Source organism: Rhizobium sp. AN6A, assembly GCF_900215635.1.
Lineage (GTDB): Bacteria > Pseudomonadota > Alphaproteobacteria > Rhizobiales > Rhizobiaceae > Agrobacterium > Agrobacterium tumefaciens.
The window spans coordinates 2,536,874-2,560,456 of sequence record NZ_OCNC01000004.1 but is presented as its reverse complement, the minus strand read 5'-3'; the positions used below and the strand labels follow the sequence as shown (position 1 = coordinate 2,560,456).

Annotated in this window: 24 protein-coding genes; 15 read left to right on the top strand and 9 right to left on the bottom strand. The window is 58.7% G+C overall.

Features of this window, described 5'->3' with window-relative positions; genetic code table 11:
- The first annotated feature begins 14 nt into the window (after window positions 1-14).
- Window positions 15-401 carry a MerR family transcriptional regulator gene (locus CRO62_RS25210; protein WP_003515319.1) on the top strand — a complete coding sequence of 129 codons (387 nt, stop codon included), beginning with the start codon at window positions 15-17 and terminating at the stop codon, window positions 399-401.
- 159 nt (window positions 402-560) lie between these two features.
- Here CRO62_RS25210 and CRO62_RS25205 read toward each other — a convergent pair whose 3' ends face one another.
- Both CRO62_RS25205 and CRO62_RS25200 read right to left on the bottom strand, forming a co-directional pair.
- Window positions 561-1,526, bottom strand: coding sequence for a heparan-alpha-glucosaminide N-acetyltransferase (locus CRO62_RS25205; protein ID WP_097102631.1), 966 nt, complete (start codon window positions 1,524-1,526; stop codon window positions 561-563).
- Window positions 1,527-1,595: 69 nt separating this feature from the next.
- Window positions 1,596-2,288: a DUF599 domain-containing protein gene (locus tag CRO62_RS25200; RefSeq protein WP_013636176.1), complete on the bottom strand. Its 693-nt coding sequence runs from the start codon at window positions 2,286-2,288 to the stop codon at window positions 1,596-1,598.
- Window positions 2,289-2,794: 506 nt separating this feature from the next.
- Between CRO62_RS25200 and cobU the strand changes: the two genes are divergently transcribed.
- From cobU to ccoP, 5 genes are all read left to right on the top strand, one after another.
- The gene (gene cobU, locus CRO62_RS25195) at window positions 2,795-3,316 is read left to right on the top strand and encodes a bifunctional adenosylcobinamide kinase/adenosylcobinamide-phosphate guanylyltransferase (protein ID WP_097102629.1); all 522 of its coding nucleotides are present in this window, start codon (window positions 2,795-2,797) and stop codon (window positions 3,314-3,316) included.
- Between the two features lie 244 nt (window positions 3,317-3,560).
- Complete coding sequence (ccoN, locus tag CRO62_RS25190; RefSeq protein ID WP_097102627.1) at window positions 3,561-5,183, top strand: cytochrome-c oxidase, cbb3-type subunit I; 1,623 nt, start codon at window positions 3,561-3,563, stop codon at window positions 5,181-5,183.
- Between the two features lie 10 nt (window positions 5,184-5,193).
- Window positions 5,194-5,925, top strand: coding sequence for a cytochrome-c oxidase, cbb3-type subunit II (gene ccoO, locus CRO62_RS25185; RefSeq protein WP_097102625.1), 732 nt, complete (start codon window positions 5,194-5,196; stop codon window positions 5,923-5,925).
- Between the two features lie 12 nt (window positions 5,926-5,937).
- The gene (locus CRO62_RS25180) at window positions 5,938-6,090 is read left to right on the top strand and encodes a CcoQ/FixQ family Cbb3-type cytochrome c oxidase assembly chaperone (RefSeq protein ID WP_003502810.1); all 153 of its coding nucleotides are present in this window, start codon (window positions 5,938-5,940) and stop codon (window positions 6,088-6,090) included.
- A 3-nt stretch (window positions 6,091-6,093) separates the two neighbouring features.
- On the top strand, window positions 6,094-6,957 hold the full coding sequence (ccoP, locus tag CRO62_RS25175) for a cytochrome-c oxidase, cbb3-type subunit III (RefSeq protein ID WP_097102623.1): 864 nt from the start codon (window positions 6,094-6,096) through the stop codon (window positions 6,955-6,957).
- Between the two features lie 48 nt (window positions 6,958-7,005).
- Here the strand turns inward: ccoP and CRO62_RS25170 are convergent, their stop codons facing one another.
- Together CRO62_RS25170 and CRO62_RS25165 are read right to left on the bottom strand one after the other, a co-directional pair.
- Window positions 7,006-7,362 carry a VOC family protein gene (locus tag CRO62_RS25170; protein ID WP_097103306.1) on the bottom strand — a complete coding sequence of 119 codons (357 nt, stop codon included), beginning with the start codon at window positions 7,360-7,362 and terminating at the stop codon, window positions 7,006-7,008.
- Window positions 7,363-7,373: 11 nt separating this feature from the next.
- Window positions 7,374-7,778: an SRPBCC family protein gene (locus tag CRO62_RS25165; protein ID WP_097102621.1), complete on the bottom strand. Its 405-nt coding sequence runs from the start codon at window positions 7,776-7,778 to the stop codon at window positions 7,374-7,376.
- Window positions 7,779-7,898: 120 nt separating this feature from the next.
- On the opposite strand from CRO62_RS25165, the gene ccoG reads away from it, so the two are divergent.
- From ccoG to gndA, 5 genes are all read left to right on the top strand, one after another.
- Window positions 7,899-9,482, top strand: coding sequence for a cytochrome c oxidase accessory protein CcoG (gene ccoG / locus CRO62_RS25160; protein WP_097102619.1), 1,584 nt, complete (start codon window positions 7,899-7,901; stop codon window positions 9,480-9,482).
- Window positions 9,479-9,979, top strand: a complete 501-nt coding sequence (locus CRO62_RS25155; RefSeq protein WP_097102617.1) for a FixH family protein — start codon at window positions 9,479-9,481, stop codon at window positions 9,977-9,979. Before ccoG ends, CRO62_RS25155 begins: the two co-directional genes overlap by 4 nt.
- Window positions 9,976-12,267, top strand: a complete 2,292-nt coding sequence (locus CRO62_RS25150) for a cation-translocating P-type ATPase (protein WP_097102615.1) — start codon at window positions 9,976-9,978, stop codon at window positions 12,265-12,267. The genes CRO62_RS25155 and CRO62_RS25150 overlap by 4 nt, the downstream gene beginning before the upstream one ends.
- Window positions 12,264-12,422 carry a cbb3-type cytochrome oxidase assembly protein CcoS gene (gene ccoS, locus CRO62_RS25145; protein ID WP_003502794.1) on the top strand — a complete coding sequence of 53 codons (159 nt, stop codon included), beginning with the start codon at window positions 12,264-12,266 and terminating at the stop codon, window positions 12,420-12,422. The genes CRO62_RS25150 and ccoS overlap by 4 nt, the downstream gene beginning before the upstream one ends.
- 159 nt (window positions 12,423-12,581) lie before the next feature.
- Complete coding sequence (gene gndA / locus CRO62_RS25140) at window positions 12,582-14,012, top strand: NADP-dependent phosphogluconate dehydrogenase (protein WP_003515289.1); 1,431 nt, start codon at window positions 12,582-12,584, stop codon at window positions 14,010-14,012.
- 68 nt (window positions 14,013-14,080) lie between these two features.
- On the opposite strand, the gene CRO62_RS25135 is transcribed toward gndA, so the two are convergent.
- The 3 genes from CRO62_RS25135 to CRO62_RS25125 form a co-directional block, all read right to left on the bottom strand.
- Window positions 14,081-14,407: an RcnB family protein gene (locus CRO62_RS25135; protein ID WP_097102613.1), complete on the bottom strand. Its 327-nt coding sequence runs from the start codon at window positions 14,405-14,407 to the stop codon at window positions 14,081-14,083.
- Between the two features lie 192 nt (window positions 14,408-14,599).
- Complete coding sequence (mgrA, locus tag CRO62_RS25130) at window positions 14,600-15,631, bottom strand: L-glyceraldehyde 3-phosphate reductase (protein WP_097102611.1); 1,032 nt, start codon at window positions 15,629-15,631, stop codon at window positions 14,600-14,602.
- 123 nt (window positions 15,632-15,754) lie between these two features.
- Window positions 15,755-18,220: a beta-mannosidase gene (locus tag CRO62_RS25125; protein ID WP_179784625.1), complete on the bottom strand. Its 2,466-nt coding sequence runs from the start codon at window positions 18,218-18,220 to the stop codon at window positions 15,755-15,757.
- Window positions 18,221-18,718: 498 nt separating this feature from the next.
- Between CRO62_RS25125 and CRO62_RS25120 the strand changes: the two genes are divergently transcribed.
- Window positions 18,719-19,771: a LacI family transcriptional regulator gene (locus CRO62_RS25120; RefSeq protein ID WP_013636164.1), complete on the top strand. Its 1,053-nt coding sequence runs from the start codon at window positions 18,719-18,721 to the stop codon at window positions 19,769-19,771.
- A 21-nt stretch (window positions 19,772-19,792) separates the two neighbouring features.
- On the opposite strand, the gene znuA is transcribed toward CRO62_RS25120, so the two are convergent.
- Window positions 19,793-20,779 carry a zinc ABC transporter substrate-binding protein ZnuA gene (znuA, locus tag CRO62_RS25115; protein ID WP_097102609.1) on the bottom strand — a complete coding sequence of 329 codons (987 nt, stop codon included), beginning with the start codon at window positions 20,777-20,779 and terminating at the stop codon, window positions 19,793-19,795.
- Window positions 20,780-20,883: 104 nt separating this feature from the next.
- On the opposite strand from znuA, the gene znuC reads away from it, so the two are divergent.
- From znuC to zur, 3 genes are read left to right on the top strand one after another with little or no spacing between them, the layout of a single operon-like run.
- Window positions 20,884-21,789 carry a zinc ABC transporter ATP-binding protein ZnuC gene (znuC, locus tag CRO62_RS25110; RefSeq protein WP_097102607.1) on the top strand — a complete coding sequence of 302 codons (906 nt, stop codon included), beginning with the start codon at window positions 20,884-20,886 and terminating at the stop codon, window positions 21,787-21,789.
- Entirely contained in the window at window positions 21,782-22,600 is an 819-nt protein-coding gene (gene znuB / locus CRO62_RS25105) for a zinc ABC transporter permease subunit ZnuB (protein WP_097102605.1), read from the top strand. The genes znuC and znuB overlap by 8 nt, the downstream gene beginning before the upstream one ends.
- A complete protein-coding gene (gene zur, locus CRO62_RS25100; protein WP_025593459.1) occupies window positions 22,597-23,001 on the top strand; it encodes a zinc uptake transcriptional repressor Zur in 405 nt (134 codons plus the stop codon). The genes znuB and zur overlap by 4 nt, the downstream gene beginning before the upstream one ends.
- Before the next feature lie 39 nt (window positions 23,002-23,040).
- Here zur and CRO62_RS25095 read toward each other — a convergent pair whose 3' ends face one another.
- Window positions 23,041-23,574 carry a gamma carbonic anhydrase family protein gene (locus CRO62_RS25095; protein WP_097102603.1) on the bottom strand — a complete coding sequence of 178 codons (534 nt, stop codon included), beginning with the start codon at window positions 23,572-23,574 and terminating at the stop codon, window positions 23,041-23,043.
- Between the last annotated feature and the right edge of the window lie 9 nt (window positions 23,575-23,583).

The window sequence follows — 23,583 nt, the reverse complement described above, 5'->3', positions numbered from 1 at the left end:
AATCGGATAGGCCCTTGGACAAGTATTATAGCATAACCGAACTGACGCGCGAATTCGGTGTTTCCACCCGCACCTTGCGATTTTACGAGGATGAGGGCCTCATTCACCCTGAGCGACGCGGGCGTACGAGGCTTTTCAGGTCTGCGGACCGGCGTCTCATTCAGGAAATCCTGCGCGGTCGCCGTATCGGTTTCACGATCGCAGAAATTCGCGAGATCATTCACGTCTACAAGGAGCCGCCGGGCGAATCAGGCCAGCTTGTGCTTCTGATGAAGAAGGTCGATGAGAAGCGCGCCGATCTCAGGCAAAAGCGCAAGGACATCGAAGAGACGCTGGCCGAACTCGACAATGTCGAAGAGGCTTGCCTCACGCGCCTTGCCGAAATCGGCGTAGGGACCTGATGCAGGTTTCCCGCCGTCGCGCTTGACGTGATGGCCTTAGATTTCCCGCGGAGAGGAAAACCTCTCCCTCCGTCACACTTTTGATTTTACGCGACGTGGATAGATCCTCGGGACAATTCCGAGGATGACGCCGAGCGTAGATTGAGCGTGTGTCGTCCTTTACTGCGCCTCAACCGTGCACTGTTGCGCCACGTCGCTGACCTTCGTCTGCTGCTCGGCGCTGAGCTTGCCTTCCATCATGATGTCAAACAGGCTTTCTGCCTGCAGCTTTTCAAGCGTGCAGCCGCAGAAACGTTGGCATAGTTCCTGCCCGTTCGCCTGCTGGACGCAGCTTTTTTCACAGCTCGATTTGTAAAGCTCCACCTGGTCGACAGGGGGAGGCGGTGCCACAAGTGATACCGCGTAGACGAGGCCAATCAGCGCCGGTTGATGGATGAGGTAAAAGGCAAGGCTGTGACGGCCCGCCGTTGCTATCAGATTGCGGGGGGAGCTTGGGTTGCGAAAACGGTCCAGCCAGTTGCGCGGCGTGACGAATTGCGAAACCGCAAGTCCTGCAAGAAACGGCGCAAGCCACGGCAAGAGCGGCACATAATCGTTCGAGCGCGGCGGCATGGTGGAGAAACCGACCCATGCCAGCCATTTGCTGTTGAAAAAATCCGACTGGACGTAGTGCGGCAGCGTAAAGGCAAGAGCCGCGAAAAGCAGCGTCACCAGCGGGGGTGCCCGCAGGAATAGCAGCCCGACAAGGCTTGCAGCAGCTATGTTGTGCAGGATGCCGAAAAAGATGAAGCTATCCGGAAAGGCGACATAGGTGGCGATGGTGATGAGCAGCGCCGAGCCCGCCACCATTGCAAAACGCTTGCCGAAGGACGGCCAGTTTATGGCTTTGCCATGGGCTAGAAACAGGCTGAAACCGGCGAGGAACAGGAACGAGCTTGCAATGGCACGCGCATAAAGCTTCCACAGGCCGGTGGTTGCCGTACCCGGCTCCAGATAGCCGAAATATTCCAGATTCCATGTGAAGTGGTAAGACGCCATGGCGATGAGCGCCAGCCCGCGCAGTGTATCGAGACCGCCCATGCGGCCTTTGCGGCGGGTGTCGATTGCAGCTGTTTCTGTTTTCATAATTCCCGCTGTTTCAGCTGTCTGAAGCCGTTGTCTACTCAAGGGCTTGGCCCGTGAAGTAAGGCTATTTCAAGGCCCGGGCCTGTCCATGATGGCGCGGCGGGCCTCGGAGAAGAACTGGCGGCGCAACAGCGCCACTATGATGATGACCGTGCTTGCGATGAAGACATAGGGGCTGATGAACCAGCCGAGATAACCGATCGACAGGAAGATCGTCCGCAGCCCATCATTGAAGTTCTTAGCGGCGATGATGTTCATCTTTATGACGTTTTCAGCGGCACGCTCGGCAGCGTCACGATCCGCGTTGACATCATGGACCATGGGGATGGCACCAAACAGGATCGTGCAATAATTGAACAGGCGGTAGGACCAGCCGAACTTGAAAAACGAGTAGCCGAAAAGGCAGGTTAGCCCCATGACCTTCAGTTCGAAGGCCGTGCGCCCGGCATACTGCACGAAGGGCAGGTCGCGAAACACGGTTTCGACCCGATCTGTCGCCCCCAGAAGAGCAAAGCAGCCGCCGATAGCAAAGATCGAGGTGGACGCGAAAAAAGCGGTACCATTCTGCAAACCCGCCATGATCTGCGTGTCGATCATCTTCAGGTCGCGTTTGAGAGAATTGTAAATCCAGTCGCGTCGACGCTCCGCCATGGCCTGATTAAGGCTGGTTCGCGAAAACAGCGTCGTTCCCGTCGTGAGGTGGGTATAGGTGGCCCATAACACGATAAAAACGACGATCGAGATATAGTCCATGACGGTCATCACGGGCAGGTCACCTTGCTGTTTGCGAATCTTCGCGGCCATATTGATTTGAAGGCCATGGCAAGGCAATGGCAGCGGCCTCCATGGGCAAATATTCTCCCGCCGCGTTGCAGCTTCTTCATTTCGTTTTCTGCTAACGTTCCGGTAACCAAGTGGCTTTATCAATCCCGTCGCGGACGGAAAAGTCTGCCGGTTCCGGGTCAAGGTTTTGCGTACCGGTTCCGCTTGATTTTTCGCCGACACCGCTCGCCGATTGACAGAATGACCGTTCGCACCTAGCTTTTTGTCAGGACCGGTGTTTCCGGCATCCGGAGTTGCCAAGGCTGTCATATGTCCCGCATCGTGCGGACAGGTTTTGTCGTCTCCGACCCGGTATCATCGGCAGTCCGGCGTGAATAACCGGGGGACGCCTTTTTCTACGAATCGTTCCCTTCATGTACGGCTGTCTCTGGCTTGCGACACCGCAATGATACCGGTCCGTCTTATTCTTTTCTTCCAGGTTCGTCATGACAGATAAAAACCGCTCCGTTTTCATTCTAGGCGGCGCGCGCTCCGGCAAGTCCCGTTTTGCCGAGGACCTTGCGGGCAAAGCCGACGGGCGCCTGCATTATCTGGCCACCGGCCGGGCATGGGATGACGAGATGCGCGATCGCATCGACCATCATCAGGCCCGGCGCGGCGAGGAGTGGACGACACACGAGGCGCCGGTTGATATCGCTGCCGTGCTCGCGCGGCTGGATGCGCCGGACAATGTCATCCTGATCGACTGCCTGACATTGTGGCTCACCAATCTGATGATGGCGAACGCCGATATCGAGACGGCGTTCGCCACGCTGGCGGCGGCAATCGCGTCCACCAAGGCGAAACTGATTCTCGTCTCTAACGAGGTCGGCCTCGGCATCGTGCCGGAAAACCGCATGGCGCGCGAATTCCGCGATCACGCCGGAAGGTTACACCAGCGCGTTGCGGCCATCGTCGACGAAGTCTATTTCGTCGCAGCCGGGCTGCCGCTGAAAATGAAGGGCTGATGCAAGCCCTGTAAAAGCCGGTGTCGCGCGTCGGCGTCCGTTCTTTCAGCTTCTACGTACTTCTCATCGCCAAATCCCGGCTCGGTTTTGCCGGTGCTGCGACAGCTTCTCTTTCTTGATCTGGATCAAGGTGGCTTCCCCACGCCGGTGGCAATGCTCCAACCGACGCAAAGGCCCGTTTCCGCTTCGTAAAGAGCGCGCCAAGCCTTTCGTCGGTCTGCTTGCACGTTGGGGGAAACCAACAATGAATTACACGTTAGAAACCGCGATCGTGGCCCTTGGGGCCTTTCTCGCGCTGCTTGGGGCTGCTTTCGCTCACGACAGTCTTTTCGCCGCCCATATGTGGGTGCTGTTCTTTACGCTTCTGGTCAGCACGGTGCTTCTGCTGCGCCGTGTTTCTTTCGCGCCTGTCGATCAGGCCGCGCGCGCCCGGCTGAAATCCGAATATTTCGATGAGGTCGTGAAATACGGCGTCGTCGCTACCGTGTTCTGGGGCGTGGTCGGGTTTCTGGTCGGGGTCGTGGTGGCGCTTCAGCTTGCCTTTCCCGATCTCAACATCGCGCCCTATTTCAATTTCGGCAGGATGCGGCCGCTGCACACCTCCGCGGTGATCTTCGCTTTCGGGGGAAATGCGCTGATTGCCACGTCATTTTACGTGGTGCAGAGAACCTGTCGCGCGCGCCTGTTCGGCGGCAATCTCGGCTGGTTCGTGTTCTGGGGCTACAACCTCTTCATCGTCATGGCTGCCACCGGTTATCTGCTTGGTATCACCCAGGGCCGCGAATACGCCGAGCCGGAATGGTATGTCGATATCTGGCTGACGATCGTCTGGGTTGCCTATCTCCTCGCATTTCTCGGCACCATCCTGACGCGCAAGGAACCGCATATCTATGTGGCAAACTGGTTCTATCTGAGCTTCATCGTGACGATCGCCATGCTGCATATCGTCAACAACCTCGCCATTCCGGTGTCGTTCCTCGGCGTCAAGAGCTACTCCGCTTTCTCGGGCGTGCAGGATGCGCTGACGCAATGGTGGTACGGCCATAACGCCGTCGGCTTTTTCCTGACAGCCGGCTTCCTCGGCATGATGTATTATTTCATTCCCAAGCAGGTGAACCGCCCGGTCTATTCTTACCGCCTGTCGATCATCCACTTCTGGGCATTGATCTTCATGTATATCTGGGCCGGTCCGCACCATCTGCACTATACCGCGCTGCCGGACTGGGCGCAGACGCTCGGCATGGTGTTCTCGATCATGCTGTGGATGCCGTCCTGGGGTGGCATGATCAATGGCCTGATGACGCTTTCCGGCGCGTGGGACAAGATCCGTACCGATCCTATCGTGCGCATGATGGTGATGGCGGTGGCCTTCTACGGCATGGCGACCTTCGAAGGTCCGATGATGTCGATCAAGGCCGTCAACTCGCTCAGTCACTATACCGACTGGACCATCGGCCACGTGCATTCCGGCGCTCTCGGCTGGAACGGCATGATCACCTTCGGTGCCATCTACTATCTGACGCCGAAACTGTGGGGCAGGGATCGTCTCTACAGCCTGCAACTGGTCAACTGGCACTTCTGGCTCGCCACGATCGGCATCGTCATCTACGCCGCCGTGATGTGGGTGGCCGGCATCCAGCAGGCCTTGATGTGGCGCGAATACGATACCCAGGGCTTCCTCGTCTATTCCTTCGCGGAATCGGTCGCAGCGCTGTTCCCCTATTACGTGATGCGTGCGCTGGGCGGCCTGATGTTCCTCAGTGGCGCGCTGATCATGGCCTACAACGTCACGATGACCATCCTCGGTCATCAACGCGAGGAGGGCGTCCGCAATGACGTCGCACCTTCGCTGCAGCCCGCTGAATAAGGAGAGGCCGATGTCCATACTCGACAAACACGGCGTTATCGAACGCAACGCCACTCTGCTTCTGGTCGGTTCGCTGCTCGTCGTCTCAATCGGCGGTATCGTGGAAATCGCGCCGCTTTTCTATCTCGAAAACACCATCGAGAAGGTGGAGGGCATGCGGCCCTATTCGCCGCTGGAACTGGCCGGGCGCAACATCTACATCCGCGAGGGATGTTATGTCTGCCACAGCCAGATGATCCGGCCGTTCCGCGACGAGGTGGAGCGTTACGGGCACTACAGCCTGGCGGCGGAATCCATGTACGACCACCCGTTCCAGTGGGGTTCCAAGCGCACGGGGCCGGACCTCGCACGCGTGGGCGACCGCTATTCGAATGAATGGCACGTGCAGCATCTGGCCGATCCGCGCTCTGTCGTGCCGGAATCGATCATGCCGTCCTACGCGTTCCTCAAAACCACGCCGTTGAAGATTACGGATATCTCGATGGAGCTGAAGGCTAACCGCGCCGTTGGCGTGCCCTATAGCGACGAGATGATCGAGAAATCAGCGACTGATCTTCACGCGCAGGCCGATCCGAACGCCGATACGACCGAGCTTCTGGCGCGTTACCCGAAGGCGAAAGTCGGCGATTTCGATGGCGATCCAGCCAAGCTTACCGAAATGGATGCGCTGGTTGCCTATCTGCAGATGCTCGGCACGCTGGTCGATTTCTCGACCTATGACGATGCCGCCGGATATCGGTGAGGAGGCGACACGATGGAAACCTACACGGCCATGCGCCACTTCGCCGATAGCTGGGGCCTGCTTGCCATGACCCTGTTCTTCGCCGGCGTCGTCGTTTTCACCCTTCGTCCCGGATCGAAAAAAGCTGCGGACGACGCCGCCAGCATTCCGCTTAAGGAGGACTAGGATATGTCCGAAAAACACATTGATGACATCAGCGGCGTCGAAACTACCGGCCATGAATGGGATGGTATTCGCGAGCTGAACAATCCGATGCCGCGCTGGTGGGTCTGGACCTTCTACTTCACGATCCTCTGGGCCATCGGCTACACCATCGCCTATCCGGCATGGCCGCTGATCAACGGCGCGACGCAAGGGTTGCTCGGCTGGAACAGCCGTTCCGAGATCGCCGCCGATATGGCAGACGCCAAACAGGCGCAGAGCGTCTATTCCGACAGAATCGCCAGTTCCTCGCTCGCCGAGATTGAGGCCGATCCGACGCTAAGGCAATTTGCCCTTTCCGGCGGTGCCGCCGCCTTCAAGGTCAATTGCATCCAGTGTCACGGTTCGGGTGCGGAAGGCGGGCAGGGATATCCCAACCTCAACGACGATGACTGGATGTGGGGAGGCAGCGTCGAGGATATCTATACGACGGTAAAGCACGGCATTCGTTTTGCCGACGATCCCGATACGCGCCTGTCGGAAATGCCGGCCTTCGGCGATATCCTCAAGTCCGAGGAAATCCGCGAGGTCGCCGCCTATGTCGTCAGCCTGACAGGAACGCCTTCCAACCCGGCACTCGTAGAACCCGGTAAACAGATTTTCGCCGACAATTGCGCCTCGTGCCACGGTGAGAACGCCAAGGGCAACCGCGAGTTCGGCGCGCCCAACCTGGCCGACGCGATCTGGCTGAAGGCCAGTGGCGAGCAGGGGATCGTTGCGCAGATACGGTCGCCAAAACACGGGGTCATGCCCGCCTGGGGTGAACGGCTTGGTGATACCACGGTCAAGCAGCTTGCGATCTTCGTGCACTCGCTGGGCGGTGGCGAGTGAACGTCACAGCCAACAAATGGAAAGGGCCGCTCGATGCGGCCCTTTTTCTTATCGATCAGACCAGACGGCCAGTTCGTATCCATCCGGATCGGTGAAATGAAAACGGCGTCCGCCGGGAAAGGCGAATATGGCGACGCTGATCTGCCCGCCGGCTGCCTCGACGCGCCGGTGTGCATTCTCGATATCGGCGGCGTAAAGAATGACAAGCGGTCCACCCTTGGCTGACACGGGTGCCGTGGTGGTGAACCCGCCGGTCAGCCGGCCGTCGGAAAACTCGCAATATTGCGGGCCGTAATCCTTAAAGGACCAGCCGAAAGCGCCGCCGTAAAATTCCTTGCTGCGCTCGATATCGACGACGTTGAATTCGACATAGTCGATGCGCCGGTCATTCGTATTCGTGGTCATCGTTTTATCCTTCAATCCGTTTCGAGCAGCGACTTCAGTGTTTCCAGATCGACCCGGACCATCTCCGCATCCCGTTCGAAATCCTCGTCCGTCATGTCCGGCAGGCGAAGCAGGGTAAAGCTGACTTCGGCACCGCTGCCATTCGGTGTTACCCGCAGCGCGTTATAGACCTTCATTCCATCCGGCAATGTCACGACATGGTCTATCACGCCGAATTCGTTTAAGGGCGCGAAATTGACGCGGACCTCACCCAGCGGGCCGCCATCGGCGATCCAGTCCTCGCCGTCTGGTTTAAGACCGCCTGCAAGACCGGCGGCCCAGCGCGGCATGTTTTGCGGGTCGGAGGCGAAATCAAAGACATGGCTCCATGGTTTTTCTACCGACAGATGAATGATTTTCGACTGCATGACTGGCATCTCATCCTCCCTGTTTAATGCAGGCCGCAGGCTGCGCCACTTTGTCCGCGCTTGATGTAAGTCAAGGATGTTTCGCCGGTGAGATGGGAGAAAGCAAGGAGATAAAAACGGACTGCAATCATGAACATCTACCCCGTCGGACAGGACCGCCCGCAACAGCCCGTCGAAAGGCTGGAGGCGGAAGCTGTCAATTCCGCAAAAACGCGTAAACCCCTTTATGAAGCGCGCAAGAAAATTTTCCCGAAGCGCGCGGAGGGCCGGTTCCGGCGGTTCAAGTGGCTGGTCATGCTTGTCACGCTCGGCATTTATTATCTGACGCCGTTTCTGCGCTGGGACAGGGGACCCTATGCGCCCGACCAGGCGGTGCTGATCGATATTGCCAACCGGCGCTTTTATTTCTTCTTCATCGAAATCTGGCCGCAGGAGTTCTTTTTCGTCGCGGGATTGCTGGTCATGGCGGGCCTGGGGTTGTTTCTCATCACCTCCGCCGTGGGACGCGCATGGTGTGGCTATACCTGTCCGCAGACCGTCTGGGTGGACCTGTTTCTGGTCGTCGAGCGGGCGATCGAGGGCGACAGGAATGCCCGCATGAAGCTCGATGCAGCACCTTTCACGTTCGGCAAGCTGCGCAAGCGGGTGATGAAACACGCAATCTGGCTGGTGATCGGCGTTCTGACCGGCGGCGCATGGATCTTCTATTTTGCCGATGCACCGACGCTGGCGAGGGAGTTCATGACGGGGCAGGCACCGATGATCGCCTATACGACAGTCGCGATCCTCACCGCCACGACCTATGTTTTCGGCGGGCTGATGCGGGAACAGGTCTGTACCTATATGTGTCCCTGGCCGCGCATTCAGGCGGCGATGCTGGATGAGAACTCGCTGGTCGTGACCTATAATGACTGGCGCGGTGAACCTCGCACGAGGCACGCCAAAAAGGCTGCGGCCACAGGGGAGAGCGTCGGCGATTGCGTCGATTGCAATGCTTGTGTCGCAGTCTGTCCCATGGGCATCGACATCAGGGACGGGCAGCAGCTGGAATGCATCACCTGCGCGCTCTGTATCGATGCCTGCGATGGGGTGATGGACAAGATCGGTAAGCCACGCGGGCTGATCGCCTATGCGACGCTGTCCGAATACCAGTCCAACATGGCGCTTGCGACCGGCAACGGCCAGCACGCAATCCGGCCTACGAATGTGCGCAACGATGACGGCGGGTTCAAAAACAGCATTCGCCATTTCGACTGGCGCATCGTCTTTCGTCCGCGCACGCTTCTTTACACGGCAATATGGGCTGCAGTCGGCATCGGCTTGCTGTTTGCGCTGGTGACGCGCGAACGGCTGGCTCTGAACGTGCTGCACGACCGCAATCCGCAATATGTGCTGGAATCGAGCGGGTCCATCCGCAACGGCTATACCGTTCGCATCCTCAACATGGTGCCGCAACCGCGCATAATGAGCCTGACGATAGAGGGCATTCCAAGTGCGGTGATGAAGATAAACGGCGTGCCGGATGCAGCCTCGCGCAGCTTCGAGGTGATGGTGGAACCTGACGAGGCGACAACGCTGAAGGTGTTCGTCACCCTGCCGGGCAGGCACGTCGCGCGGACTGCTGAAAATTTCGAATTCATCGTCAGCGATACGGGCGGCCATGAGACGGCCCGTTACGACGCCGTCTTCAACGCTCCGGGAGTGAAAAAATGACAACGACCAATCGCCAGACGTCCGGTTTCATTTTCACCGGCTGGCATATGCTGGGTGTTATGGTGATGTTTTTCGGCATCGTCATCACCGTCAACATGGTGATGGCTTGGAACGCTGTCACCAGCTGGAGCGGGCTGGTGGTGCCCAATACCTATGTTGCCAGCCAGCAGTTCAACGCCAAGGCCGAGGCCGCCAAGGCAAGGGCTGCGACCGGCATCAAGGGCAGGCTGGTGGTGGATGAAAAGACCGTGCGCTACGAGGTGTTTCATCCAGATACCGGCCCTGTGGATACGGATACGGTGACGGCACATTTCCGCCGGCCGGTCGGCGAGCACCAGAATTTCGACATGGAGCTGACCCCGGTGTCTATCGGGATATTCACCGGCCCGCATGACATGCTGCCCGGCCAATGGATCGTCGAGGTCACTGCCGTGAAAGACGGCAGGATCATCGTGCATGAAGGCACGCGGATCGCCGTGATCAGGGGGCGTCAATGAGCTGCTGTGCACCGGGAACGGAAGGGTCGCTTCAACTCGGCGAACCGGTCAACCCACCATCATCAGAGGAGCTGATGCTGGCAAGCCGCGATCTGGGGCAGGGGCTGCGCCAGACCGATCTCAGCGTGCCCGGCGTTTATTGCGGCGCCTGCATCACCACCATCGAAACCGCGCTGCGCCGTCTCCGCCAAGTGGAGCAGGCGCGCGTGAACCTGTCCTCCAAACGGGTGGCGATTGTCTGGAAAGAGGATGTCGATGGCATCAGGACAGATCCCGCCGAACTTGCCCGCGCAATCCTTGCAACCGGATACCGGACGCATCTTTTCGCGAGCGGACAGGATGCTTCGGACGTGTTGCGCTCGCAACTGATCAGGGCGGTGGCGCTCTGCGGCTTTGCTTCCGCCAATATCATGCTGCTGTCCGTGTCCGTCTGGTCCGGGGCCGATGCCGCGACGCGTGACATGTTTCACTGGATTTCGGCGATGATCGCCGCGCCGGCGCTGATCTATGGCGGCCGGTTCTTCTATCAGTCGGCCTGGAATGCGCTGAAGCACGGGCGCACCAATATGGATGTGCCGATCGCGCTCGCCATCACGCTATCCTACGCAATCTCGCTGTGGGAGACGATTCATCATGGCGAACATGCGTGGTTTGACGCGACCGTGTCGCTGCTGTTTTTCCTGCTGATTGGCCGCACGCTTGACCATATCATGCGTGACAGGGCGCGCTCGGCCATTGCGGGCCTGGCCCGGCTTTCACCACGCGGCGCAACCGTTATCGGTGAGGACGGAACGCGGGAATATCGCTCGCTTGGCGATGTGCTACCCGGCATGACGATTGCGATTGCTGCCGGTGACCGCGTGGCGGTGGATGCGATGGTCATTAGCGGAAGCAGCGATCTCGACATGTCCATCGTCAACGGCGAAAGCGCGCCGCGTCGGGTGGAGGCGGGTGATCTGCTTCAGGCAGGCACGCTCAATCTCACCGGTTCGTTCGCCGCGCGGGTGACGGCATCGGCAAAGGATTCGTTTCTCGCGGAAGTGATCGGGCTGATGGAGGCGGCGGAAGGGGGGCGGGCGCGCTATCGGCGGATCGCCGACCGTGCCGCGAGCTATTATTCGCCCGTCGTACATCTTCTTGCTCTCATGACCTTTCTCGGTTGGGGCGTTTTGGGCGGCGACTGGAAGCAGGCGATGCTGATCGCGATTGCGGTTCTCATCATCACCTGCCCATGTGCGCTTGGCCTTGCTGTTCCTGTGGTGCAGGTTGTGGCGGCGGGGCGGCTCTTTCGGCATGGCATCATGGTCAAGGAAGGCTCGGCGATGGAGCGACTGGCCGAAATCGACACCGTTCTGTTTGACAAGACAGGCACCCTGACGGTCGGGAAGCCGCGACTGGTGGAAACCGGCGATGTGAACCCCGCCACCATGGCGATTGCGGCTGGCCTTGCCGCCCATTCACGCCATCCGCTGTCCAAAGCCCTGCATGCAGCCTATGGTGGAATTTTACCGGTTTACGAAGCGGTGCGTGAAATTCCCGGCTCCGGTGTTGAGGCTTTGACGCCGGCGGGAACCTACCGGCTTGGCAACCGCTGTTTTGCCTGCCCGGATGAATCTCAAATGGAAAACGGCGACGCGCGGTCGAAAGTGGTGCTTTCGCTTGACGGCGGGTATCTGGCGAGTTTCGGTTTCGAGGACAATCCGCGTGCTGGCGCCGTACAGGCACTGCGCGGCCTTTCTGGGCAAGGACTGGTGTTGGAAATCGTGTCCGGCGACCGGGTGCCGGCCGTGAAGGCCATGGCGCAGCGTCTGGGCATTGCCAAATGGAACGCGGACCTGTCGCCGAAAGACAAGGCGGGGCGCTGTGCGGCGCTGGCGGGCGAGGGACGCAAGGTTCTGATGGTGGGCGACGGCATCAATGATGCGCCGGCGCTGGCCGCAGCACATGTTTCCATGGCACCGGCAACCGCCGCCGATATCGGTCGGCAGGCCGCCGACTTCGTGTTCATGCACGAGAATCTGGATGCCGTTCCTGTCGCAATCGAGACATCGCGGCGGGCCGGACGGCTTATCCGGCAGAACTTCGCGCTTGCCATCGGCTACAATGTCATTGCCGTGCCGATTGCGATTGCCGGTTATGCGACGCCGATGATCGCGGCCATCGCCATGTCGACATCGTCGCTCATCGTTGTTGCCAATGCGCTGCGTCTTGCCGGAACGGCTGAAGCCGTTTCTGCGCAAGAGAGCGTGTCGACCGGATTTGCGGGCGAGGGGGCGCAACCGGCATGAACATGTTGATCTATCTCATCCCCGTCGCCCTGTTTCTCGGAGCGCTCGGGCTTTTCGCCTTCCTCTGGTCGGTGCGCTCAGGGCAATATGAGGATATGGACGGCGCTGCCTGGCGGGCGCTGGACGATGGCGACGACCGGCCACGACGTTCCTAGGGGAGGCGGCATTGGTTACGACCTTCCCCCGACCTGTCGCAAATATGCAAAGCTGATTTGCGTCATCAAAATTTAATCGTTTCAGTCGCCCCTAGCCTTGCCGTTTGTTCATTACAGTGCCACAACACGACCACCTAAAAGCAAGATGGAGGCACATCCGTGGAACAGGCAGAAATCGGTTTGATCGGTCTCGGCGTCATGGGCTCGAACCTGGCGTTGAACATCGCGGAAAAGGGCAACAAGATTGCCGTATTCAACCGAACCCCTGAAGCGACGAAAAAATTCTACGCCGAGGCTGGGGACTTGCAGGGGCAGTTGATCCCTTGCGAAACCATCGAGGAATTCGTCGCCGCCATTCGTCCTCCGCGCCCGATCATCATCATGATCAAGGCCGGCGATCCGGTTGACCAGCAGATGGAAATCCTGAAGCCGCATCTCTCGAACGGCGACATCATGATCGACGCCGGCAATGCGAATTTCCGCGATACGATCCGCCGTTTCGACAATCTGAAGGATAGCGGCCTGACCTTTATCGGTATGGGCGTTTCCGGCGGTGAAGAAGGTGCGCGTCACGGACCGTCGATCATGGTCGGCGGTACCGAAGATAGCTGGAAGCGCGTCGAGAAGGTTCTGACCTCCATTTCCGCCAAGTATAATGACGATCCGTGCGTGGCGTGGCTCGGCAACGACGGTGCCGGTCATTTCGTCAAGACGATCCATAACGGCATCGAATATGCCGACATGCAGATGATCGCCGAAATCTACGGCATCCTGCGTGACGGCCTGAAGATGAGTGCGTCTGAAATCGCCGATGTATTCGGTGAATGGAACAAGGGCCGTCTCAACTCTTATCTGATCGAAATCACCGAGAAGGTTCTGCGCGCCGCCGATCCGATCACCGGCAAGCCGATGGTCGATCTGATCCTCGACAAGGCCGGCCAGAAGGGCACAGGCAAGTGGTCGGTTATCGAGGCGCAGAACATGGGCGTCGCCGCAACTGCCATCGAGGCCGCCGTGGCTGCCCGTATCCTGTCGTCTCAGAAGGACGAGCGCGAAGCTGCCGAGAAGATCTTCGGCCTGCCGACCGTTGCAGCTGCACCCGCTGACAAAAAGGCCTTTATCGCCGATCTGGAAAGCGCGCTTCTGGCCGCCAAGGTCGGTGCTTACGCACAGGGCTTTGCCGTCATGTCGGCAGCATCGAAGGAGTTCAACTGGAACCTGCCGATGCCGACGATCGCCCGCATCTGGCGCGCCGGCTGCATCATCCGCTCGGAATTCCTCGACGAGATCACCTCGGCCTTTACCAAGGATCCGCATGTGGCCAACCTCATCGTGACGCCTGCCTTCTCCGGCATCGTCAAGGACACCGACGCCGCCCTGCGCCGTGTCGTCTCCTATGCGGTTCTCTCTGGTCTGCCGGTTTCGGCGCTCGCTTCCGCGCTCGGTTACTTCGACGCCTATCGTCGCGCCCGCGGCAGCGCGAACCTTATTCAGGCGCAGCGCGACTTCTTCGGCGCGCATGGCTTCGAACGCACCGACGGTGTCGATAAGCCGCATGGCCCGTGGGGCAGCGGCGCCGACATTTTCTGATCAGCTATAACGATAAACGACAAAAGGCCCGCGCAAGCGGGCCTTTTTCATTTCATCCGTCTATTTACTTAGCGTGCCGCAGAAAGGCCGACGATCAGGCCAGTGACGGCGTTGATGAGCAGGAACTGGTTGTCGACGCGTACCCAGCGCTGGTCGCGACGCGGTTCTGCCAGACGGTAACGGCGATAGTCGCGGCGGTCGACGAAATGACGACGCTCTGCCGCCGAGAGGCGCTGACCGCGATCCCAACGGTGCTTCTTGACGATGACCTTTTTGGTGGTGGTGTGACGCTCGACGGTTACGCCGCGGTGACGATCGTCGTGGCGGCTTTGTGCCTGGGCCATTGGAGCAGCAAGAACAGTGGCGGCCAGAAGAATGGTGACGAACTTTTTCATGAATGTTTCCTCTCGTGTTTCGATAAGGAGAACTTACGAATAAACGAATGAACGGAAACTGAATTTAAAATTACATTTATGTAATGGTTGTTAATGGTTAGACGCGGATGTTAATCTTTCTGATGGAGATTTCAGTCCAGTTTTTGCGTCGATCAGGCCGCCCGGTGGAAATCGGGCGGCCTGTTTCAAGCACTAAACGCGTTCGGCGGATTTTGCCCAGAGGTTGATATCCGCGTCCTTCGCATAACCGTCGATTTCCGCAAGCTCCTCTGCGGAGAAATCGGCATTGTCCAGCGCCTTCACGCAATCCTCGACCTGTTCGACACGGCTAGCACCGATGAGCGCCGACGTGATGCGACCACCGCGCAGCACCCAGGCGATGGCCATCTGCGCGAGCGTCTGGCCACGCCGCTCGGCAATGCAATTGAGCGCGCGGATGTTTTCGACATTGCGCTCGTTGAGGAAGGCCGGGTTGAGTGACTTGCTCTGCGATGCACGGCTGCCATCAGGCACGCCACCCAGATATTTCGTCGTCAGCATGCCCTGCGCCAGCGGCGAAAAGACGATGGAGCCGATGCCAAGATCTTCCAGCGTATCGACCAGACCGTCTTCCTCGATCCAGCGATTGATCATGGAATAGCTCGGCTGGTGGATGATGCAGGGCGTGCCGAGATCTTTCAGGATCGCGGCGGCCTCACGGGTGCGCTTCGAGTTGTAGGACGAGATGCCGACGTAAAGCGCCTTGCCCGAGCGCACGATCTGGTCCAGCGCGCCGCAGGTTTCCTCAAGCGGCGTGTTGGGATCGAAACGGTGGGAGTAGAAGATATCGACGTAGTCCAGCCCCATGCGCTTCAGGCTCTGGTCGCAGGACGATATCAGATATTTGCGGCTGCCCCATTCGCCGTAAGGACCGGGCCACATGTTGTAGCCCGCCTTGGACGAGATGATCATTTCATCGCGGTAGCCTCTAAAATCCGTCTTCAGGATTTCGCCGAAGGCGGTTTCGGCGCTGCCGGGTGGTGGGCCGTAATTATTGGCCAGATCGAAATGGGTAATGCCGAGGTCGAAGGCGCGGCGGCAAATGGCCTGTTTGGTTTGGTGCGGCGTGTCGTTGCCGAAATTGTGCCACAGCCCGAGCGAGATCGCCGGCAGCTTCAGGCCGGTCTTTCCGCAATGATTGTATTTCATGGATGTGTATCGGTTTTCGGCCGGTTGCCAAACCATGGGTCTTCCTCCACTTGCTGATGAATGGTTGCCGGAGAAGCCGGCAAACCTTTGAAAGATGAGGGCAGGCGCAACGTTGCCTGCCGTTCCACTGAGGATGGTTAAGCCTTTCGTCGCTTGGTTTCAATGCGAGGATTGGCAGGTATAAAGATCGAAGATACGGAACTGCGGCTGCCCGCTGCCCGCCTTCGGGGTGAAGATGATCCGGCGTGTTTCGCCCGCTGCGAGATCGAACAGATTGTCGGAATAACGCCCGGGCTGATCGGCCTCCAGCATGACGAAGAGGGCAAGACCTGCTGCGGTGACATCGATTTCGAGCTGGCCGTTTTTCAATGTGCCGACGGAGAACGTCAGTCCGGCGGGCTGGAGCTCCAGAGACTTGTAGGTGTCGCGCACATGATGGCCTTCGCCTGTCATGCCGTTGGATGCTATGAAGTTCCAGGCAAGAATGGAGCCATCAGGCAGACTGTTCATGTCGATTTCGGTCAGCGTCGCCGCCTTGTCCGTACCGCACGTGCCGTTGGCGGATTTCAGCGGCACGCGGTTGCCCTCCATGGTGAGGGCGACAATATTCATGTCGATCTCGACATCTTCCGCCGTGTCGTTGACCATGGAGAAACTTAACCGGCGTCCGTCTTCCGAGGGAATGGCGGAAACCGCGACCGGCTGGAAGAACCGGCGGGCGGCATAATGCAGGGCCTTCCAGCCGCCGCCGTAATCCAGGCTCGACCATGAGGCAACCGGCCAGGTATCGTTGAGCTGCCAGTAGAGCGTTCCCATGCAATGGGGTTTCAGCGAGCGCCAGTAGTCGACCGCGGTGCGGATGGCCAGCGCCTGCTGCACCTGGCTCAGATACACGAAATTTTCGAAATCCTTAGGAAAGCGGAAATATCGGAACATGGTGCCCGCGATGCGCTCATTGCCGCCGACATTCTTCTGGTGCAGTTCGATCACCGGGGAGGCGATGTTCATGTCTTTCTCTTCCGCATAGGTGCGGATGACAGGCATGGAGGTGTAGGACTGAAAACCGAATTCGGAGCAGAAGCGCGGCTTGACCGAGCGGTAATTGTCGAACGACTTGTTTTCGTGCCAGACGGACCAGTAATGCATGTCGCCGGAACCATCCGCATGCCAGGCGTCACCATAATCGAGATAGCCTGAAGCCGGGCTGGAGGGCCACCAGAGTGCTTCGGGGGCGGCTTTTTTCAGCGCCTTTTCGATGGTACGGTTGAGGCGGTCGTAAGCCACGAGATAACGGTCGCGGTTGTTGCGGGGCTCTTCGAACCAGGTGAGGGCACCCACCAATTCGTTGTCGCCGCACCAGAGCGCGATGGACGGATGGGAGGACAGGCGTTTTACCTGATAGTCGACCTCGTGTTCGACATTGTCGAGGAAGTCTTCGCTGCAGGGGTAAAGGTTGCAGGCGAACATGAAATCCTGCCAGACCAGAAGACCGAGACGGTCACAGAGATCGTAGAACCAGTCTTCCTCGTAAAACCCGCCGCCCCAGACGCGGATCATGTTCATATTGGCCTCGACGGCCGAACACAGAAGGTCTTCGGTTTTTTCGCGGTTGGTCAGCGAATAAAGCGCATCGGATGGAATCCAGTTGGCGCCACGGCAGAAGATTTCCCGGCCGTTGATGCGGAAGGCAAATCGGCTTCCGGCCTCATCCTTGTCCGTCAGAAGTTCAATGGTCCTGAAGCCGATCCTGCGGATGACGGTTTCATCCGGCAACTCCACGGTCAACGTGTAGAGCGTCTGTTCGCCGCTGCCCGCCGGCCACCAGAGCGCGGGGTCTTCCACGAAGAAAACGTGGCGCACCACCGTCTCACCCGCACCCACGCCGCAATCAAGCCGCAGCCTTTCATCGTTGAGGGAAAGGTAGAGCGGAAGGCTCGCCGGACCTTCGGCAAACAGCGTGATGGCCACATGCAGCTCGACGCCGCCCTCGACATGATGTTGTGAGGTGACGACGTGTTCGACCCGCGCCGTATCGAGGCGCTTCAGCAGGATTTTGCCGTAGAGGCCGAGCGGAGCAATCGCGATATTCCAGTCCCATCCGAAATGGCACTGTGGCTTGCGCAACATGTTGCCGTTGGCAATCGGCGAATTCCCGTCATGATAGGGAATGTAAAAAGGTTGCCGCGCCTGCCGTTCCGCACCGGCTGCGATGTTGGAGTGGAAATGGATACGAATGGTGTTTTCACCGGGCCGCACGGCGCGCGACACATCGGGACGGTAACGTCGGAAGCAATTGTCCGAACTCAAGACCGGGACATCGTTGACGAAGACGATGGCGACGGTATCGAGATAATCGATATCGAGATACCAGCTGGCATCGGCGTCATCGAGGATGAAGGTCCGCTCGATGATCCAGTCCCGATGCGCGACCCATTGAACGGCATTTTCATTGGCACCGTGATAGGGGTCGGGAATGATGCCCGCATTTTTGAGTGCGCTGTGAACGTCTCCCGGCACGGTAAGGTCGGTCGCATGGTCTCCTTCCACCGAGGTCAGGCGCCAGAGCCCGGCCAGATCGATGACGGTTTCGGGCGTGGAGGAAGAAATCATGATGGGACCCTGCATGGACAAATTCAAATAGGATAAGCCGGCATTATGATGCAGGCTTGTGTCGGAATCTGGGGAAGATGCATGCCCGCCAGCCGGCCGTTATCCGGCTCGCTCAGCTCGGCAATCTCCTCCCTCCGGCAACGTTACCGTAAAATAATCGTTCCGTCATGTCTTCGGAGTGAAACTTCATGCGCGAAAAATGCCCGTTAGTACGATTGGAAAACCACGGGTACGGGTGCCTTGATATTTATTTGTTTTTATTTTTAAATATCAAATAATTATTGTTATTATTTAATCTATTTTCTTGGCATTGTTTCTCTCTTGAGCGGAAGTTTCGCGAGCGCGTAAGGTCGGTAATCCGGGATAAGCCCGTTCGATATTTTTCACGACCTACATCGTTATAGCCAAAGGCCCGAAGACCGGATCGGGTGTGACAGCGACCAGCGACGTTTGCCTTTGCAAGAAACGAAAAGCTATCTATGATTATTGTTCTGCAAAGCGTGGCGAAATGACATGAACGATACTGGTAATTCCGGCAGGGACGAAGCGAAGGCGACAACGGGTGAGCGCCCGACCTTGAAGACCATCGCCTACATGACGGGTCTTGGCATCACCACCGTGTCGCGCGCGCTGAAGGATGCGCCTGACATCGGCGCGGAAACCAAGGAGCGCGTGCGGCTGATTGCCCAGCAGATCGGTTACCAGCCGAACCGTGCTGGTGTGCGCCTCCGCACCGGCAAGACCAATGTGATCGCGCTGGTGCTGAGCGTCGACGAGGAATTGATGGGCTTCACCAGCCAGATGGTATTCGGCATCACCGAGGTCCTGGCGACGACGCAATATCACCTCGTCGTTACCCCTCACACCCACGCCAAGGATTCCATGGTGCCGATCCGTTACATTCTCGAGACCGGTTCGGCGGACGGGGTGATTATCTCCAAAATCGAGCCGAACGATCCGCGCGTCCGTTTCATGACGGAGCGCAAAATGCCCTTCGTTACCCATGGGCGGTCCGACATGGGCATTGAGCACGCCTATCACGATTTTGATAACGAGGCTTATGCCTATGAGGCCGTGGAGCGGCTGGCGCAATGTGGGCGAAAGAGGATCGCCATCATCGTGCCGCCATCGCGGTTTGCGTTCCACGACCACGCCCGCAAGGGGTTCACCCGCGGGATCAGGGATTTCGGCGTTTCCGAATTCCCGCTGGATGCCATCACCATCGAGACGCCGCTCGACAAGATCCGCGATTTCGGCAAGCGCCTGATGCAATCAGACGATCGCCCTGACGGCATTGTTTCCATCAGCGGCAGCAGCACGATTGCGCTTGTGGCGGGGTTCGAGGCGGCCGGTGTCAGGATCGGCAAGGATATCGATATCGTGTCGAAACAGTCCGCCGAATTCCTGAACTGGATCCAGCCGCAAATCCACACAGTCAACGAGGACATCAAGCTTGCGGGCAGGGAGCTTGCCAAGGCTCTGCTGGCACGCATCAACGGTGCGCCGCCAGAAACGCTGCAAAGCGTCAGCCGCCCGGTCTGGTCCTCAATGGCGCCGAAGCCTTGATAGAAGGAACGCCTGTCCGGATCAGGACAGGCAATCCTTCAGTGAGCCGGCGATGCCGCGCATCATCTTGAAGTAGAGATCGGGACCCGGTTCAAGCGTAGCCGCTTCGGGATCGAGCGTTGCAGACTTTGCCGCCGTGCCTTCGGTTATGACGGAGATCAGTTTCGGCTCGAATTGCGGTTCGGCAAAAACGCAGGTCGCGCCAAGTTGGCGAACCTTTTCCTGCATCTCCCTGACGCGATCGGCACCGGGCAGGGTTTCGGGGCTGACGGTGATCGATCCCGCCGTTTTTACGCCGTAGCGATGCTCGAAATATTGATAGGCATCGTGGAAGACGATGAAGGGCCTGTCCTTCACGGGTTTGACCGTTTCCGCAATTTCGCTGTCGAGCGCATCGAGATCGTCGATCAGTTTTTTCGTATTGGCCTGATAGGTTTCCGCATTGCCGGCATCGGCGGCAATCAGCGCGGTTTCTATCGTCTGGGCCATGGCCTTGGCATTGGCCGGATCGAGCCACAGATGAGTGTCGTACGCGCCGTGTTCATGGTCGCCGTCATCGTGCGCATGTTCATGGGCATGAGCGCCCTCGCTGTCCGCATGGCCGGCATGTTCTCCATGGCCCTCTTCGCCATCGTCATGCGCCTCGAAAGGGCCACCTTCACGGAAGGGAAGCTTTTCCAGCCCCTTGGCGTCTTCCAGTTCGACCACTGTTGCCTTGCTGGTCAACGCCTCCAGCGGCTTCTGCAGAAATGCCTCCAGTCCAGGCCCGACCCAGAAGACCAGATCGGCCTTTTCCAGCGTGCGGGCATTGGAAGGCCGCAGATTATAGGTATGCGGTGAGGCTGCGCCGTCGACAATGAGTTGCGGTTCGCCCACGCCACGCATGATTGCCGCGACGAGGGAATGGACAGGCTTGATCGAGACCACGACATTTGGGGCGGCGGTGGCGCCGGAGGCGGCCGCCGCTATTGCTACCGATGCCATGAGCGGGATCACGAACGATCTCATGAAATGCACTCCACTTGAAGAAGTATAGTTATGTTATTACATTTATTGCGTAACTCTATAACGTATGCGATAGCGGTAAGCAACATCGCCGATCGGACAATCCCATGCTTCATTCCGCCCATGAGGGCAAAGAGATACTGGTGTCACTTTCCAATGCCGGCGTGCAGCGCAGCGGTCGCTGGCTGGTGCGCGGCGTGGAGTTTTCCGTCAGCAAGGGTGAGATCGTCACGTTGATCGGGCCGAACGGTTCGGGCAAATCAACCAGCGCGAAAATGGCGATCGGGGTCTTGAGGCCGAGCGAAGGCGCGGTATCGCGCATTGCCGGTCTGAGGGTCGGTTATGTGCCGCAGAAGCTCTCTGTCGACTGGACCATGCCGCTTTCTGTGCGCCGGTTGATGACGCTGACCGGGCCGCTTCCCGCGCGCGAAATCGACGCCGCGCTGAATGCCACGGGTATCGCGCATCTGGCAAATGCGGAAGTGCAGCATCTTTCTGGCGGAGAGTTCCAGCGCGCGCTTCTTGCCCGCGCCATCGCGCGAAAGCCCGATCTGCTGGTTCTCGACGAGCCCGTGCAGGGCGTTGATTTCTCCGGGGAGATCGCGCTTTATGATTTGATAAAAAATATCAGGAATTCAAATAATTGCGGAATTCTGTTAATCTCGCATGACCTGCATGTGGTCATGGCGGAAACCGATACCGTGATATGCCTTAACGGCCATGTCTGCTGCCGGGGAACGCCGCAGGCGGTTAGCCAGAGCCCGGAATATATGCGGCTTTTCGGTGGGTCGGCCGCCGAGGCGCTTGCCGTTTACAGCCACCATCACGACCATACCCATCTGCCCGATGGCCGGGTGCAGCACGCGGATGGTTCGGTGACCGAACATTGCCACCCCGATGATGGCCATCATCATGCGCATGAGCAGCATCATGACCATGAGGACTGCGGCTGCGGCCACGAGCATGACGGACATGCCACTTCAAGCCACCAGCAGGGAGAGCGGCATGTTTGACGATTTCTTCGTTCGCGCCATGATCGCCGGCATCGGTGTTGCGCTCACCGCCGGTCCTCTTGGCTGCTTCGTTGTGTGGAGGCGCATGGCTTATTTCGGCGATACGATGGCCCATTCGGCACTGCTTGGCGTTGCGCTGTCGCTGCTGTTGCAGATCAACCTCATCGTCAGCGTCTTTCTCGTAGCCTCGGCGGTTTCGATCCTGCTGATTTTCCTGCAACGGCGGCAGGCGCTTTCCGCCGATGCGCTCCTCGGCATACTCTCTCATTCGGCGCTGGCGATCGGTCTCGTCATCGTTGCCTTCATGAGTTGGGTGCGCATCGATCTCGTCTCCTTCCTGTTCGGGGATATTCTGGCCGTTACCCGCAGCGATATAGCGCTGATCTGGGGCGGCGGGCTGGTGGTGCTGGTTTCCATGGTGTTCCTGTGGCGATCTCTGCTGGCCTCCACCGTCAATACCGAGTTGGCCGAGGCCGAGGGGTTGAACCCGGAACGCTCCAAGCTCATCTTCACGCTGTTGATGGCGCTGGTGATTGCCATCGCCATGAAGGTGGTCGGCATCATGTTGATCACATCGCTGCTCATCATACCGGCGGCGACAGCCAGACGTTTTTCTTCCACGCCTGAGGTGATGGCTGTGGTCGCGTCTGTGATCGGAGCGGTTGCCGTTGTTGGCGGCCTGTTCGGATCGCTGAGTTACGACACACCATCAGGACCGTCCATCGTGGTTGCCGCCGTGATCCTGTTCGTTATAAGCCTGTTGCCGGCACCGGGTTTTTCCCGCTCCGCAGATGAAGGAGGCAAGTCATGAATGCGCAGAACCTTACCAAAAACCAGTCGCTGGTCATGAATGCCCTGTCGAATGCGCATGCGCCGCTCAGCGCCTATGTGATCCTCGACAAACTGCGGGACGACGGTTTTCGTGCGCCGCTGCAGGTCTACCGGGCGTTGGAAAAGCTGGTGGAATATGGTCTCGTGCACCGGCTTGAAAGTCTCAACGCCTTTGTTGCCTGTACCCACACGCAGGCCGAATGCTGCTCGCATCACCATGGCACCGTCGCCTTTGCCATTTGCGAATCCTGCGGGCAGGTGAACGAGTTTCACGATCACGAGATCGACCATCGCCTCGAGCGCTGGGTCAAGGACAGCAAGTTCAAGGCGGAAAAGACCACTATCGAAATTCGTGGTCTGTGCGCCGCCTGCGCGGGGTAGCACCGTTTGGCGACAGCGGGCGTTCTTTCCCGCCATCCGTCATTTTTCGATGACTTCCAGATCCTTCGAAAAACGCTTCCAGTTTTCGATGTAATTTTCCGCCGAGCGGCGGATGCTGGCGACGGCCTCGTCATCCAGCGTTCGGACGGCGCGCGCCGGCGATCCGACGATCAGGGAATTGTCGGGAAACTCCTTGCCCTCCGTCACCAGCGCATTGGCGCCGACCAGGCAGTTGCGGCCGATCTTTGCGCCGTTCAGGATCGTTGCGCCCATGCCGACAAGCGAATTGTCGCCGATGGTGCAGCCGTGGATGATGGCGTGGTGGCCGATTGTGCACATTTCGCCGATCGTGGCGGCAAAACCGAGATCGCTGTGCACCATCACGCCGTCCTGAATATTGGTGCCGCGACCGATGCTGATTGGATCGTTATCGCCACGCAGCGTTGCGCCGAACCAGATGCCGACATCCTCGGCAAGTATGACCGAGCCAATGACATTCGCATCGGGTGCGACCCAGTAGCGATCCGGGGCAGGGGTCTGCGGCACCCGATCTGCGAGGCGATAAAGCGGCATGTCGGTTCT